This is a genomic window from Amycolatopsis sp. NPDC051102 (genome assembly GCF_040682815.1).
Classification (GTDB): Bacteria; Actinomycetota; Actinomycetes; order Mycobacteriales; family Pseudonocardiaceae; genus Amycolatopsis.
In genome coordinates, this window is the sequence record NZ_JBFBBT010000032.1 from 14,853 (window position 1) to 27,628 (window position 12,776).

At 72.0% G+C, this 12,776-nt stretch carries 12 protein-coding genes; 8 read left to right on the forward strand and 4 right to left on the reverse strand.

Translation table 11 applies throughout. From position 1 onward, the window contains the following. Positions 1–36: 36 nt before the first annotated feature. A complete protein-coding gene (locus AB0M93_RS44945) occupies positions 37–981 on the forward strand; it encodes an SCO0930 family lipoprotein (RefSeq protein ID WP_364286321.1) in 945 nt (314 codons plus the stop codon). Between the two features lie 665 nt (positions 982–1,646). On the opposite strand, the gene AB0M93_RS44950 is transcribed toward AB0M93_RS44945, so the two are convergent. Next, entirely contained in the window at positions 1,647–2,711 is a 1,065-nt protein-coding gene (locus AB0M93_RS44950) for an AsnC family transcriptional regulator (RefSeq protein ID WP_364286323.1), read from the reverse strand. Between the two features lie 68 nt (positions 2,712–2,779). Between AB0M93_RS44950 and AB0M93_RS44955 the strand changes: the two genes are divergently transcribed. From AB0M93_RS44955 to AB0M93_RS44970, 4 genes are read left to right on the forward strand one after another with little or no spacing between them, the layout of a single operon-like run. Then, positions 2,780–3,973, forward strand: coding sequence for a M20 family metallopeptidase (locus AB0M93_RS44955; RefSeq protein ID WP_364286325.1), 1,194 nt, complete (start codon positions 2,780–2,782; stop codon positions 3,971–3,973). 5 nt (positions 3,974–3,978) lie between these two features. Then, positions 3,979–4,176 carry a hypothetical protein gene (locus tag AB0M93_RS44960; RefSeq protein ID WP_364286327.1) on the forward strand — a complete coding sequence of 66 codons (198 nt, stop codon included), beginning with the start codon at positions 3,979–3,981 and terminating at the stop codon, positions 4,174–4,176. Continuing rightward, on the forward strand, positions 4,173–5,588 hold the full coding sequence (locus tag AB0M93_RS44965; RefSeq protein ID WP_364286329.1) for a sodium:solute symporter family protein: 1,416 nt from the start codon (positions 4,173–4,175) through the stop codon (positions 5,586–5,588). The genes AB0M93_RS44960 and AB0M93_RS44965 overlap by 4 nt, the downstream gene beginning before the upstream one ends. After that, on the forward strand, positions 5,585–6,787 hold the full coding sequence (locus AB0M93_RS44970; RefSeq protein WP_364286331.1) for an amidohydrolase family protein: 1,203 nt from the start codon (positions 5,585–5,587) through the stop codon (positions 6,785–6,787). Before AB0M93_RS44965 ends, AB0M93_RS44970 begins: the two co-directional genes overlap by 4 nt. A gap of 14 nt (positions 6,788–6,801) precedes the next feature. Here AB0M93_RS44970 and AB0M93_RS44975 read toward each other — a convergent pair whose 3' ends face one another. Both AB0M93_RS44975 and AB0M93_RS44980 read right to left on the reverse strand, forming a co-directional pair. After that, on the reverse strand, positions 6,802–7,599 hold the full coding sequence (locus tag AB0M93_RS44975) for an alpha/beta hydrolase (protein WP_364286333.1): 798 nt from the start codon (positions 7,597–7,599) through the stop codon (positions 6,802–6,804). A gap of 107 nt (positions 7,600–7,706) precedes the next feature. Then, positions 7,707–8,864, reverse strand: a complete 1,158-nt coding sequence (locus AB0M93_RS44980) for a steroid 3-ketoacyl-CoA thiolase (protein WP_364286335.1) — start codon at positions 8,862–8,864, stop codon at positions 7,707–7,709. Between the two features lie 231 nt (positions 8,865–9,095). On the opposite strand from AB0M93_RS44980, the gene AB0M93_RS44985 reads away from it, so the two are divergent. Further along, positions 9,096–10,322, forward strand: a complete 1,227-nt coding sequence (locus tag AB0M93_RS44985; protein WP_364286337.1) for a cytochrome P450 — start codon at positions 9,096–9,098, stop codon at positions 10,320–10,322. Here AB0M93_RS44985 and AB0M93_RS44990 read toward each other — a convergent pair. Next, positions 10,294–10,875, reverse strand: a complete 582-nt coding sequence (locus tag AB0M93_RS44990; protein WP_364286339.1) for a dienelactone hydrolase family protein — start codon at positions 10,873–10,875, stop codon at positions 10,294–10,296. The genes AB0M93_RS44985 and AB0M93_RS44990 overlap by 29 nt on opposite strands. 35 nt (positions 10,876–10,910) lie before the next feature. Between AB0M93_RS44990 and AB0M93_RS44995 the strand changes: the two genes are divergently transcribed. Then, positions 10,911–11,702, forward strand: a complete 792-nt coding sequence (locus AB0M93_RS44995) for a transglutaminase family protein (protein ID WP_364286340.1) — start codon at positions 10,911–10,913, stop codon at positions 11,700–11,702. A gap of 49 nt (positions 11,703–11,751) precedes the next feature. After that, a complete protein-coding gene (locus AB0M93_RS45000; RefSeq protein ID WP_364286342.1) occupies positions 11,752–12,774 on the forward strand; it encodes a YhjD/YihY/BrkB family envelope integrity protein in 1,023 nt (340 codons plus the stop codon). The last annotated feature ends 2 nt before the right edge of the window (positions 12,775–12,776 follow it).

The window sequence follows — 12,776 nt, forward strand, 5'->3', positions numbered from 1 at the left end:
ACCCGTTCGTCCGAGACCTGGGAAGGAGAACTTCCGATGTACCGTGCTCGCCCGGTTGCCGCTCTGCCGCTCGCCTTCGCCGGACTCGCGCTGGTCGCGGCCTGCGGGACCAACCCGTACGCCGGCTCCGGTGCCGTCCAGCAGCTGACGCTCGGCGCCCAGCAGCAGCAACCGGCGAGCGCGGTCCCGGCCGGTTCCCCGGCCGGACCGGCCCGGCTGATCACGTCCACTGTGGATGGTCTGGGCACGGTGCTGGCCGACGGTGAAGGACACACGCTCTACCGCTACGCGAAGGACGCGGCCGAGCCGTCGAAGGCCACCTGCGCCGGCCCGTGCGCGATGACGTGGCCACCACTGGTCTCCGACGGCCCGGCGCTCGCCGCCGGGGTCGACGCCGGCCTGGTCGGGCAGGTCACCCGGCCGGACGGCACCAAGCAGGTGACGGTCGGGGGCTGGCCGGTCTACCGGTACGCGAAGGACACCGGCCCGGGCGTGGCGCTCGGCCGGGACGTCAGCGCGGACTGGACCGCGATCACGCCGGCGGGGAAGCCGGCGGACGCGGGACCGGCCACCCTCGGCACCACCGACGTCGGCGGCCTCGGCCCGGTCCTCACGGACTCGGCCGGCCGCACGCTCTACCTGTTCACCAAGGACGGCAAGGGCTCCGGAAAGTCCGCTTGCGACGGAGCCTGCGCGCGGAAGTGGTCGCCCCTGCCCGCCGACGGCCGGATCACCGTCGCCGGCGGCATCGATTCCGGCCTGGTCGGCCGCATCCGCCGGCCGGACGGCACCAGCCAGGTGACGGTCGGCGGCTGGCCGGTGTACACCTACGCCGAGGACACCGCGCCCGGCGAGGCCAGCGGCCACGGCACGGGCGGCACGTGGTTCGCCGTCGAACCCAACGGCTGCAAGGCGAACCCGGCGAGCCGGCCCGACGTCCAGCAGGCCGTCGCGACCTCGCCGTCCCCCGGCGGGTACTGACCCGCCCCACGAACCCCGGCCCGGCGGACTCTTCCCTCCACCTCACCCCCCTGTCCGCCGGGCCGGTTGCTCCACCCCGAAGAAAGGCGGGATCTCCTCCCGCACCCCGAGCCCCGGTCCGGTGGACTCTTCCCTCCACCTCACCCCCCCCAAGTCCACCGGGCCGGGATTCTCCACCCCACCGACCCGGCCGAGCCGGGTCAGCGAAGGAGGAAAACGGCGGGAGTCGCTCCCGCCCGCGAGTTCCGGCCCGGTGGACCTTCCCTCCACCTCACCCCCCCCGTCCACCGGCCGGAACCCCCACCCAACCCTCCAGCCACACGAGCCGACCCTCCAATCACACGAGTCGACCCTCCAATCACGCGAGATGCCCCTCCAATCACGGGTGATGCCTCTCCAATCACGCGAGAAGCCCGCCCAGTCACACGAGTTCCGTCCCTGATCACGCGAGAACCGGCTCCCGTCACGCGAGTTCCGCTTCCGATCACGCCGGATCCGCCGCTGATCACGCGACTCACGGTCCCGATCACGCGAGACCGCTCCCCAAGGCTCCGGCCGGTGGCCGCCCCTCGGTCACCGGGCCGGCTCTCCGCCCCGAACGTCCGCCTCCCGCGGCACGTCCCCGACCCCGGTCCCGGGGGATGCTTCCCTCCACCTCACCCCCCTCATCCCCCGGACCGGTCAACGCTGCGGTCCCCGTGCTCCGGCACGGGGACCGCGGCCCAGAAGTCCAGCGGCACCCGCCCGGTACCGCGCCCGGCCGAGTCGAGGAGACGGCCCATCAGCTTGACGCTCCGCAGCGTCACGGCCCGGTCGACGACCTCCAGCCACGGCAGCTTCGCCGCCAGCCCCGCTTCCACGCCCAGGACGTCGTGCGGGGCCGGCAGCCAGACCACCAGCATCAGGTTCGCCGGCCCGGACAGCGCCGCGCACATCCGGACCTCCGGCACCATCGCGAGCGACCGGGCCGTGGTCTCCAGCTTGTCCGGCGGGACCCGCAGCCACAACGTCACCGTGACCGGCGCCGGCGACACCGACCGCGCGATCTCGCACCGGACGCGGATCGCGCCGCGGCCGAGCAGCGCGTCCAGCCGGCGCCGGACGGTCGTCGCCCCGACGCCGAGTTCGCCCGCCAGTGCCGCCGCCGACACCCGTGCGTCCGCGCCGAGCGCCAGGATCAGCGCCCGGTCCGCCGCGTCGAACCGCAGCGGCGCGCGGTTGCGGGCCGGCTTCGCGGACAGGGCTTCGCGTTGCCCCGGCGAGATCGCCCGGACGCGCCAGCGGCTGCCCTCGGTGAACATCCGCGGGGACAACGTCGTCCGCGTCCGCGTCACGCCGGGCAGCGCCGCCACCCGGCCGGCCACGTGCGCCCCGAGTTCCCGCAGGGACGGCGCGACGACGTGGACGAGCAGGTCGCACGGCCCGGCCACGTACTCGACGGTGGCCACGTGGACGTCCGCCGCCAGCGCGAAAGCGACGTCGAGCACCGCACCCGGCTCGCAGTCGACCGAGACGAAGGCCAGGGCCAGCTGCGTGGTCAGTTCCCCGCCGGCGTAGGCGGTCAGCCAGGCGTCGCCGCGTTCGACGAGCGCGTCCCACCGCCGGGCCGCCGTCACCGCGCCCAGGCCCAGCGCGTGGCCGAGCGTCGACCAGGACGCCCGCGGTGCCGCCTGGAGCGCGTCGACCAGTTTGAGGTCCTGCTCGGCCAACATGGCGGATTCTTCGCTCATCAGCCCTCGGATCGGTGGTTCTCGCGACTTTTCCCGGTCATTGTGCTCGACACTCGCATGATCGGCGGATGACGCTGCGATCCGATGCCGCCGCCCTGCTCGACGACCTGGTCGCCCTCCGCCGCGACCTGCACCGCATCCCCGAGATCGGCCTGCTCCTCCCGCGCACCCAGGAACGCGTCCTCACCGCCCTGGACGGCCTGCCGCTCGAAATCACCCTCGGCAAGAACCTCTCGTCGATCACCGCCGTCCTGCGCGGCGGCCGGCCCGGCGGCACCGTCCTGCTGCGCGGCGACATGGACGCGCTCCCGGTCACCGAGGCCAGCGGCGAGGAGTTCACCTCGACCCTCGACGGCGCCATGCACGCTTGCGGCCACGACCTGCACACCGCCGGCCTGGTCGGTGCCGCCCGGCTGCTCGCCGCCCGCAGGCAGGACCTCCCCGGCGACGTCGTGTTCATGTTCCAGCCCGGCGAAGAGGGCTGGGACGGCGCCGGCCACATGATCGACGAAGGCGTGCTGACCGCGTCCGGCAAGCACGTCGACGCCGCTTACGGCCTGCACGTCTCGGCCGCGAGTTACGCGAAGGGCCACTTCGTCGCCCGCCCCGGCACGCTGATGGCCGCCTCGGGCGCGCTGGAAGTCCGCGTGCTCGGCGACGGCGGTCACGGCTCGTCCCCGCACGACGCCCGCGACCCGATCCCGGCGGCCTGCGAGATGGTGACCGCGTTGCAGACGATGGTCACGCGCACCTTCGACGTCTTCGATCCGGTCGTGATCACCGTCGGCTCGTTCCACGCCGGCACCCGGCGCAACATCATCCCGGACGACGCGGTGTTCGAGGCGACGCTGCGGTCGTTCTCCCCGGAGGTCGCCGCGCGGGTGGGGGAGCGCGCGGTGCAGGTCTGCCGCGGCATCGCCCAGGCGCACGGGCTCGACATCGAAGTCACCTACGAACCCGAATACCCCGCGACGGTCAACGACGTCGAGGCGTACGCCTTCGTCGCCGACACGATCCGCGACGTCTTCGGCGCGGAACGCTTCACCGAGATGGCCGATCCGATCACCGGTTCGGAGGACTTTTCCCGTGTCCTGGAACGGGTTCCCGGTGCGTACCTCTTCCTCGGCGCGTGCCCGACCGACCCGGCGGGCGCGCCGGACAACCATTCGCCGCGGGCCCGCTTCGACGACAGCGTGCTCGGCGACGGCGCCGCGCTGCTGGCCGAACTCGCCGTCCGCCGTCTCGCGCTCCTGGCCGGGTGACGCGCGTGCGCAGCTACCACTGGCCCCCGCTGCTGCCCGTCGTCGCCCTGGTCCTGATGCCGTTCCTGCCGTTCGTCAACACCACCGGGCTGTGGCTCGGGCTGCCGCGGATGATCGTCTGGGGCGCGTTCTGGTGCCTCATGTTCACCCCGGCGCTGCTGCTGTCGGAACGCCTGATGCGCGCGGGGGAGGACGACGCATGATCCTCGCCTTCACCCTCGCCGGCATTCTGCTGATCGGCGTGCTCGGCTTCGTCGGCCGGCGCAAACCCGTCGCCGACCTGGCCGAGTGGACCGTCGGCGGCCGCCGCTTCGGCGCCGTGACGATGTGGTTCCTCCAAGCGGGGGAGGTGTTCACCACCTTCACCTTCCTCGGCATGGCCGGCCTCGCCTTCTCCGGCGGCGTCGCGGCGATGTACGCGCTGCCGTACGTGCCGATCGCCTACGTCGTCCTGTTCTTCCTCGCGAAACGCCTGTGGACCCTGGGCAAGGAGCGCGGCTACCTCACGCAGGGCGACTTCCTGGAGGACCGCTACTCCAGCCGGGCGCTCGGGACGCTGTCGGCGGTGCTCGGTGTCGTGTTCGTGCTGCCCTACCTGCAGCTGCAGATCACCGGGCTGGGGCTGATCGTCCGGCTGGTCACCGGCGACAGCGCGTCCGGGACGCTGAGCATGGTGGCCGGCAGCGTGCTGGTGGTCGCGTTCGTGCTGTGGGCCGGCCTGCGCGGCGTCGCGGCGACGTCCTACTTCAAGGACGGCATCATGCTGGTCGCGCTGGTGGTGCTGATCATCGCCGTGCCGGCGCACTTCGCCGGCGGCATCGGGGGTGTGTTCCGCAAGGTCGAACAGCTGCACCCCGAGAAACTGATCATCCACAGTGGACCGAACGACCACGTCTGGTTCGTGACGAGCATGCTGGTCAGCGCGATCGGCGTCGGGCTGATGACGCTGCCGCACTCGTGGCCGGCGCTGATGTCGGCGCGCGACCCGAAGGTGCTGCGGCGCAACTACGCCTGGATGCCGGTGTACGAGCTGTGCCTGCTGCTGCCGATGGTGATCGGGTTCGCGGCGATCCTGGTGGTGCCGAAGAAGAGTGACCCGAACGGCGTATTGCTGTCGCTGTCGAAGGGCGCCTTGCCTGGCTGGGTGACAGGCATCGTCGTGGTCGCCGCGACGGCCACCGCGATGGTCCCGGCGGCCGGGATCCTGATCGGCATCTCGTCGCTGGTGGCGCGCAACATCGCCCGCGTCCGCAGCGGCCGACGGCAGTTCTGGATCAACCACGGCACGGTTGTGCTCGCGAGTACCCTTGCCCTCGTGCTCGGCATCTTCCGGCCGGATCTGCTGGCCAACCTGCTGTTGCTCACCTATTCGGGGTCGGTCCAGCTGGCCCCGGCCAACCTGCTGGGGTTCCTGCGGCGCGTGCCGGTCGGCAAGGGCCCGGTGCTGGCCGGGCTGGTCGCCGGCGAGCTCGTGGTCCTCTGGCTGACCTTTGTGGACACTCATCTCGTCGGCACGGTCAACGTCGGCCTGGCCGGGCTCGGCGCGAACGTCGTCGTGCTCGCCCTGGCCGCGGTGGTGGCGCCGCGACGGACTGCTCTCGTGGAGGCGGCGTGACGCGCACGGTGTTCACCGGCGGCTCGGTGTTCGACGGCACCGGCGCCGACCCGGCCCCGGCCGACGTCGTCGTCGAGCACGGCCGGATCGTCGACGTCGGCACGGACCTCGACGGCGACGAAGGCGTCGACTGCACCGGCACGGTGCTGCTGCCCGGGTTGTTCGACTGCCACGTGCACGTCACGGTGTCGGACATCGGGCTGCTGGCGCGGGTGCAGAAGCCGTTCTCCTATCAGTTCTACGAAGCCGCCCGGAATCTGTGGGCGACCCTCGGGCTGGGCATCACGACGGTCCGCGACGCGGCGGGCGCCGACCTCGGCATCAAGCAGGCGGTGGACGACGGCCTGATCCCGGGGCCGCGGCTGCAGATCTCGGTCGGCCTGATCAGCCCGACCGGCGGCCACGGCGACTCCTGGCACCCGTCCGGGCTGTGCGTGCCGCTGCTGCTGCCGCACCCGGGCCGCCCCGACGCCACGGCCGACGGCCCCGACGAGGTGCGGCGGGTGGCCCGGACGCTGCTGCGCGCGGGCGCCGACGTGCTGAAGGTGTGCACGACGGGCGGCGTGCTGTCCCCGCGTGACGACCCGCGGCACGCGCAGTTCACCCCCGAGGAACTGGACGTCCTGGTCACCGAGGCGGCGATGCAGGGCCGCCCGGTGATGGCGCACGCCCAGGGCGCGGCGGGCATCAAGAACGCGGTCCGCGCGGGCGTGCGGTCGATCGAACATGGCATCTACCTCGACGACGAAGCGATCGAGCTGATGCTCGGCCACGGAACCTGGCTGGTCCCGACGCTGATCGCCCCGGTCAACGTGGTCCGCGCGGCGGACGCGGGCGTCGACCTCCCGGCAGCGGTGGTGGCGAAGGCCCGCGAAGTGGTGGAGGTCCACCGGGACTCGGTCCGCCGCGCGTACGCGGCGGGGGTCCGCATCGCGATGGGCACGGACAGCGGAGTGGGCCCGCACGGCACCAACCTCGAGGAACTGGCCCTGATGGCGGCGTGCGGAATGCCCCCGGGCGACGTCCTGGAGGCAACAACGTCATCGGCGGCGAGGTTGATGGGCCTGGACGGCGAACTGGGGCGGCTGGAGCCGGGGCTGCGGGCGGACGTCGTGGTGGTGGCGGGGGACCCGTACGACTTCCCGGCGCTGGCGTCGAACATCCGGGAAGTCTGGAAGGACGGTATCCGGGTCGTCTGACGCCGTGTCGTCCGTCAGAGCTCGGAGCCGAGCAGGTCCTTCAGCGCCGCGGCGAACTTCGCCGGGTTGCGCTGCGGCGCCAGGTGCGAGCCCGGCAGCTCCGTGAACGGCAACCCCAGTTCCAGCGCCAGGATCTTCGCCGGCTGGTAGTGGTACCGCCCGCGGCTGCCTTCGCCGGCCACCGGGAAGATCTCCGTGCTCGCCTTCCGCAACGCGCGCAGGTCCGGCAGGTAGTCGAAGAACTCCGTCAGCTCGCGGTCGAACAGCCGGATCCAGTCGGCTTCGTGCGGGAGGCGCAGGTTCGGCAGGTTGGGCAGGGCCGCGCCCGCGATCGCGTCCGCGAACCGCGTCACCGCCGCCATCAGCTCGCCCGAGCGGGCCAGCCGGACCTGCTCCGCCGCGGCTTCGAGCCAGCCGCCCGCGTCCGGCATCAGGTGGACCGCCGGGGGTTCGTGCGCGACCAGCGTCGTGACGCGGTCCGGGTGCCGGGCGACGAGGTCCAGGCCGATCAGGGCGCCCGCGCTCGAGCCGAACACGAGAGCCGGGCCGTCCGCCGCGTGGTTCAGGACCGCGAGGGCGTCGTCGGCCTGCAGGGACACCGGGACCGGGCCCGTCGTCGTGTCCGTGCTGCCGAAGTGGCCGCGCCGGTCGTAGGTGATCACGGTGTAGTCCCCGGACAGCTGCTTGGCCAGCGCCCGGTAGGAGTCACCCGAACCGGTGCCGCCGGCGATCAGCAGCAGCGCCGGGCCCTCGCCGCCGCGGCGGACGAGGAGCTCACCGTCCTCCACCGGGCAACGGCTCTCCGAGATCATGCATCGAAGTGAAGCACAAGGGCCGCAACCCAATGTGCGCGGTATGACGGAAACGGCGAACGATCCTGAGCGGGTTTTGCCGTCGACGCGGTGGACGCCCCGCCCGGCTAGAGGCGCTCGATGATCGTCGCGGTCGCCAGTGCGCCGCCGGCGCACATCGTCACCAACGCCGTCGATGCGTCCCTTCGCTCCAGCTCGTGCAACGCCGTCGTCAGGAGCCGGGCTCCCGTGCTGCCCACGGGGTGGCCGAGGGCGATCGCGCCGCCGTTCACGTTCACCCGGGACGGGTCCGGCGAAACCACCTGCTGCCAGGACAACGCCACCGACGCGAACGCCTCGTTCACCTCGAACAGGTCCACGTCACCCACCGTCATCCCGGTGCGGGCGAGCACGCGTTCGGTGGCGCGGATCGGGCCGTCCAGGTGGTAGTACGGCTCGGCGCCGACCAGTGCCTGTGCCACGATCCGGGCCCGTGGGCGCAGGCCCAGCGCCGTCGCGCGGTCCGCGTCCAGCAGGAGCAGGGCCGCCGCGCCGTCGGAAATCTGGGACGACGTGCCCGCTGTGTGGATGCCGTCCTCGACCACCGGCTTGAGGCGGGCCAGGCCTTCGACCGTCGTCTCGCGCAGGCCCTGGTCCCGTGCGACCAGGCGGGTCTCCCCGGTCAGCGAGTCGTCGGAAGACAGCACCGGCGCCTTCACCGGCACGACTTCGCGGTCGAAATGTCCCGCTTCCCACGCTGCCGCGGCCTTCTGCTGCGACAAAGCGCCGAACGCGTCGACGTCGGCGCGCGTCAGCCCGCGGCGGACCGCGATGCGCTCGGCCGCGCCGTACTGGTCGGGCAGGTCGATCGACCACGACGACGGCCGCGGTGACGCGCCGGCGCGGTTCGTGCCCAGGGGGACCCGGCTCATCGCCTCGACGCCGCAGGCGACGCCGGCCTCGATGGCGTCCGCCGCGATCAGGCCGGCGATCAGGTGGGTGGCCTGCTGCGCCGAGCCGCACTGGGCGTCGATCGTCGTCGCGCCCGCCGTCTCGGGCAGGCCCGCGTGCAGCCAGGCCGTCCGCGTGACGTTGTTCGACTGCTCACCGGCCTGCGTGACGCAGCCGCCGATGAGCTGCTCGACCAGCCCCGGGTCGATCCCGGCCCGGTCCAGCAGGGCGAGCTGGGCGGCCCCCAGCAGCTCGGCCGCGTGCAGCCCGGCCAGCAGGCCGCCCCGCTTGCCGATCGGGGTTCGCACGGCTTCGACGATGACCGGCACGCCCATGTCGTCCCCTTCGTCGGGAAACACTGTTCACTGGCCCAAAAACTAGAACAAGTTATTGTTTTGTGCAAGTCCGCCGAGGCTTGTCGCCTTCTTGATCTTTGCCAGGTGAGCGCGCGCTCACCTGGCCTCATCGGTTAAGTAAACGGGTTTCACCGAGGCTCTTCCCTTGGTTAACACCGTATGCTTCAATCCGACCTAGAACGTGTTCCAAGCCGAACCGTGGGAGGCAACGTGGCCGCTCCGCTCATCCCCGCCGGGTTCGACTTCACCGATCCCGATCTCCTCGCAGAACGGCTCCCCGTCGCCGAGTTCGCGGAACTCCGGCGGACTGCCCCGGTGTGGTGGAACCCCCAGAAGCACAACACCGCGGGCTACCGCGACGACGGCTATTGGGTCGTCTCGCGGCACGCGGACGTCAAGGAGGTCTCCCGCGACAGCACGCTGTACTCGTCGCGGGAAAAGACCGCCATCATCCGCTTCGACGAGAACATGACCGAGGACAACCTCGAAGCGAACCGCCTGGTGCTGCTCAACATGGACGCGCCGCAGCACACGAAGCTGCGGCGGATCGTGTCGAAGGGCTTCACCCCGCGGTCCATCTCGAAGCTGGAGGACACGCTGCGCGACCGCGCCGAGCGGATCGTCCACGGGGCGCGGAAGAAGGGTTCGGGCGACTTCGTCACCGACGTCGCGTGCGAGCTGCCGCTGCAGGCGATCGCCGAGCTGATCGGCATCCCGCAGGCCGACCGGCTCAAGATCTTCGACTGGTCCAACCAGATGGTCGCCTACGACGACCCCGAGTACGAGGTCGCGCCGCTGGAGGCGTCCGCCCAGCTCGTCGGGTACGCCTGGAACATGGCCGAGGACCGGCGCAAGTGCCCGATGGACGACATCGCCACGAAGCTCATCCAGGCCGACGTCGACGGGGAATCGCTCGGCTCCGACGAGTTCGGGTTCTTCGTCATCCTGCTCGCCGTCGCCGGCAACGAGACGACGCGCAACGCCATCACCCACGGCATGAAGGCGTTCCTGGACCACCCGGACGAATGGGCGCTGTTCAAGGAGCAGCGGCCGAAGACCGCGCCCGACGAGATCGTCCGCTGGGCCACCCCGATCGTCGCCTTCCAGCGCACCGCCACCCGCGACACCGAGCTCGGCGGCGCGCAGATCCGCAAGGGCGACCGGGTCGGCATGTTCTACAGTTCGGCCAACTTCGACCACGAGGTCTTCGACAACCCGGAGAAGTTCGACATCCTCCGCGAGGACAACCCGCACGTCGGCTTCGGCGGCACGGGTTCGCACTACTGCATCGGCGCGAACCTGGCCCGGCTGGAGATCGACCTGATCTTCAACGCCATCGCCGACGTGATGCCGGACATCACCGAGGCCGCGCCCCCGGTGCGGCTGCGGTCGAGCTGGATCAACGGCATCAAGCACTACCCGGTGAACTACGGCTGAGGAACCCGGCGACGCGGTCCCAGGTGAGCTCGGCCGCGGCCGAGTCGTGCTCGGGGCCGTCCGCGTCGGTGTAGAAGTGGCCGATGCCCGGGTAGGTGTACACCCGGGCATCGGCACCCGACCGGGCCGCGGCTTCGCGCCACGCCGCGACCTGTGCCGGCGGTGCGATCGGGTCGGGGTCGGCGACGTGCACCTGCACCGGCAGGCCCGCGCGGATCCCCGCCGGTAGCGCCCCCAGCGCGTGCAGCAGCACGACGCCGGCGGTGGCGGGCCGGTGCGGCAGCACCGTCTCGACGACGCCGGCGCCCATCGACACGCCGATGAGCACGGTCTCCGCGGGCAGCTCGCGCACCGCGTCGCGGGCTCGCCGCGCGATGGTCTCCCAGCCGACCGCGTCCTTCAGCGCGAAGCCCTCTTCCAGCGTCGACGTCGTCCGGCCGGCGTAAAGGTCGGGGGTGGTGACCCGGTGGCCCGCCTCCCGCAGCCGACCGGCGAAGGCGAGTTCGGTGGGCCGGAGCCCGAGCACGGAGTGGAACACCACGATGTCGGCCATCCGGTGATTCTGCCCGCAGGTGGCATCATGGGGCGATGGCCCCGCGAGCGACCGTGGACGTGGAGTTCGCCGTCCGCGTCACCCGGCCCGGCTCCGCGGCGATCTCGGTCGCCGCGGCGCACGCCGACACCGAGGAACTCACCGTGTCCTGGCACGGCGGGAGCGAACCCGTCGAGTTCGGGCACGGGACCCGGGCCGAGGTCTTCGACCTGCCCGCCGGGGAGCACCGCGTCACCTACCACGCCGAGCGCGTGCTGACCGAGCCCGAACCCGAGCCCGTCACGCTCGCCGACGTCGCCGTGTTCACCCGGCCGAGCCGGTACTGCCCGTCGGACCGGCTCGGCGGGCTCGTCCCGCGGGACCTGAGCAAGCTCCGGAGCACCGAAAAGCAGGTCCACGCCGTCGTCCGGCACGTCAACGAGCGGCTGTCCTATGTGGCCGGTGCGAGCCGCCCCACCGACGACGCCGTCGACACCCTGCTCGCGGGCGAAGGCGTCTGCCGCGACTTCGCGCACGTCTGCATCTCCCTGTGCCGGTTCCTCGACATCCCCGCGCGCTACGTCGGCGTCTACGCGCCCGGGCTGGCGCCGATGGACTTCCACGCCGTCTTCGAGGCCGCCGTCGACGGTCACTGGTACGTCTTCGACGCCACCCGCCTCGCGCCGCGGCAGACCATGCTCCGGATCGCCACCGGCCGCGACGCCGCCGACACCGCGTTCCTCGCCACCCTCGGCTGCGAACTCGACTTCCTCGGCAGCACCGTCTTCGCCACGACGGACGCCGCGCTGCCGGTCGACGACGGGTCGGGACTGGTCGTTCTGGGCTGACCCGCGTGTTGCCTGCGCAAGGACGGCCCCAGCTGGGTAGACAGTCTTCGTGAAGAGTTCCCCGAAGGCGCCGAGCCCCTGGGCCCGGGCGCGCGCCCGGTACCGGTGGCTGGACCACATCGCCCGCGCGACCAACCGCTACATCGACACCGGCGGCTACCACTACGTCGCCTCGATCACCTACTTCAGCCTGCTGTCGCTGGTGCCGCTGCTGATGGTCGCCTCCTCGGTCGCCGGGTTCGTGCTGGCCACCCAGCCGCACCTGCGCAACACCCTGGGGCACGCGATCGTCACCACGCTGCCCGGCGACCTCGGCGGCGAGGTCACCAAACTGCTCACCGGCTTCGTCGACCAGCGGACCAGCGTCGGGGTGCTCGGGCTGGCGATCGGCCTCTACTCCGGCTGGAACTGGATGAACGCCCTGCGGGACTCGCTGACGGCGCTGTGGGGGCAGAACCGGTCGGACCAGTCGCTGCCGCGGCTGATCCTCGTCGACCTGCTCGCGCTGCTCGGCCTGAGCGCGGCGATGCTGGTGTCGTTCACGCTCACCATCTCCGGGACCGCGCTCGGCAGCTACCTGCTCCGGCTGGTCGGCCTCGACGACACGAGCTGGGGGCACCGGCTCGTCTCCGCGTCTTCGGTGCCGCTGTCGCTGGCCGCCGACTGGCTGGTGTTCCTGTGGGTGCTGACCCGGCTGCCGCGGCAGAAGGTCGGCGTGCGCAGCGCGGTCCGCGGCGCGGTCGCCCTCGCCGTCGGGTTCGAGGCGCTGAAGCTGGCCGGCGGGGTCTACCTCCGGTTCATCAGCGACTCGCCGACCGGGATCGCGTTCGGCTGGATCATCGGCCTGATCTTCTTCATCTCGCTGGTCGCGCGGCTGCTCGTGTTCGTCACGGCGTGGACGGCGACCGGCTCGGACGCACCCCCGAAGCCGGTCCAGCCGCCGGCGCCGGTCGTGCTGAAGCCGGTGGTCGTGGTGGACCCGCCGATGGCGGTGCCCGCCACGGTCGGCGTGGTCACCGGCGTCCTCGGCACCCTGCTCGCCGTCCGGTGGCGCCGCTCCCGTCGTGAGTGATA